The organism is Tunicatimonas sp. (assembly GCF_049647865.1).
In the GTDB taxonomy this organism is placed as follows: Bacteria; Bacteroidota; Bacteroidia; order Cytophagales; family Cyclobacteriaceae; genus Tunicatimonas.
In genome coordinates this window covers 1-1813 of the sequence record NZ_JBARYM010000453.1, presented here as the reverse complement: position 1 = coordinate 1813, position 1813 = coordinate 1, and the positions used below count along the sequence as shown (strand labels likewise).

The 1813-nt window shown below is 42.6% G+C and carries 2 protein-coding genes; one reads left to right on the top strand and one right to left on the bottom strand.

Annotated elements, in window-relative coordinates:
• Positions 1–327: peroxiredoxin family protein (locus tag WBA23_RS13570; protein WP_424582816.1), on the bottom strand; the 327-nt coding region annotated here is incomplete at its 3' end.
• Between the two features lie 449 nt (positions 328–776).
• On the opposite strand from WBA23_RS13570, the gene WBA23_RS13565 reads away from it, so the two are divergent.
• Positions 777–1813, top strand: a 1037-nt coding sequence (locus WBA23_RS13565) for a c-type cytochrome (RefSeq protein WP_424582815.1), incomplete at its 3' end; no start/stop codon positions are given.

Here is a 1813-nt window from a genome sequence, read left to right as displayed (position 1 = left end):
GAAATTGTAGCGATAGTCTTGGGCAAACTCGGCAATAGTCTCGTTGTCAATACCTACCACCGGATACACCGCTACCACCGCTACATTCTTATCTTGCCACTCACTATAAAGCTTACGCAGCGTTGCGCCATATTTTTGAGTCACCGGACACTCAGGGTCCATAAATAAGACTACCGTGGCTGATCGGCCGCGGATTTGTTGCAGCGTAAAGTCCTGCTGAGTAATTGTCTGAAAGGTGTCCTGCGGCCAGTGAATAACTTGTCCAACAATGGTTGAAAGAGGAGCTACTCCTAGGAAAATGGTGAATACTGCTGCAGTGTAGCGCATAAGATTATTGAAAATTACCTATTTTTGATATTAACGCACTTTACAGAGTAAAAAATCGGTTAAATAGAAATTATTATTTTGTTTTCGGCGTGTTATAGGTAAGGCTAAGGAAAAATTGAACCAGGGCAAATTTGAACGAGAATTGAGGCTATGTGTACAGAATGTCTTGATCTCTCAACGGATGAATTTGCCAATCAGCGTGATTTCGAAGAGTTCGAGAGCAAGATTTGGCAGAAGTGTGATCAAGATAAACTGGCAATTATAGATAGTTACCAATCTGATTTTAATTTGATTTTTGAATCGCAGTTTTGTTACCGCTGTAATAATTGTGAAGAGGTTTGGCTTCTTTCGGTACCCGAAAATGCGTGGCGGGGGTTCTTTTTACCAAAACAGCGCGCTACTGAACATACAAGTCGATTAAAGAAGAACGATAAAAATAGAGAGACTGGATGTTGGATAGTAGGTGCGATAGTGATGCTAACAATCTTATGGTATTTAATGAGCTAAGACAAAAAACAATAAAAAGCTGGATTTGCTTTATTTTATTTGGAGTAGGCTACAGTCTGATGAACTATGCTTATGCCCAAAATCAGATTACTTTTAATGATCATGTGGTGCATATTGTTCACCGCAATTGTGCTCCCTGTCACCATAAGGGTGGAATTGGCCCCTTCCCCTTAATTACCTACCAGGATGTAGCCAAACGAGCTGATTTTATTCAGCGCGTGACCGGAACTCGCTACATGCCCCCCTGGAAAGCTGACCCTACCTTTCAACGGTACAAAAATGAACGACTGCTTAAGCCACATGAAATCAACTTAATTAAAGTATGGGTAGAAAATGGAGCACCTCAAGGTGATCCGCAAAAGGCACCGCCTCCACCTACCTTCGCCAATAATCCGCATCTGGATATGGAGCCGGATTTAGTACTACCTATGACGCAACCCTACGAAATTTCCGACACGGGTATTGAAGATTTCCGTTTCTTTAGCGTACCAACTAATTTGAAAAAAGATGTGTATCTGAAGGCAATTGAGTTTGAGCCAGGCAACCGCCGCTATGTACACCACAGCCGTATTATGGTCGACACGACTAACAAAATTCGGGGCATTGACCGCATGTCGGAGTACGATCCCCGGATTAAGGAGTTTCAGAAGACACCATTGGCTGATGAATTTATGTATGGCTGGGTGCCGGGTAACTTACCAATTGTCTTTCCTGATGGTACTGGTAAGCCACTGAAAAAGAATAGTGACTTAATATTCAACGTTCATTACGCGCCTTCCGGTGTGCCCGATACCGACCAGTCTACTGTAAAGCTCTATTTTACAAAGAAGCCCGTTAGCCGGGAAGTGAAAACTTTTGCTTTACGGGAGAATGATATTGTTAATCAACCTTTTGTGATTCCAGCGAACAACGTGAAAACCTTTTATTTGCGTTCCGCTCCGCTGAGCCACAATATTCAATTGATCTCAGTGCTACCGCA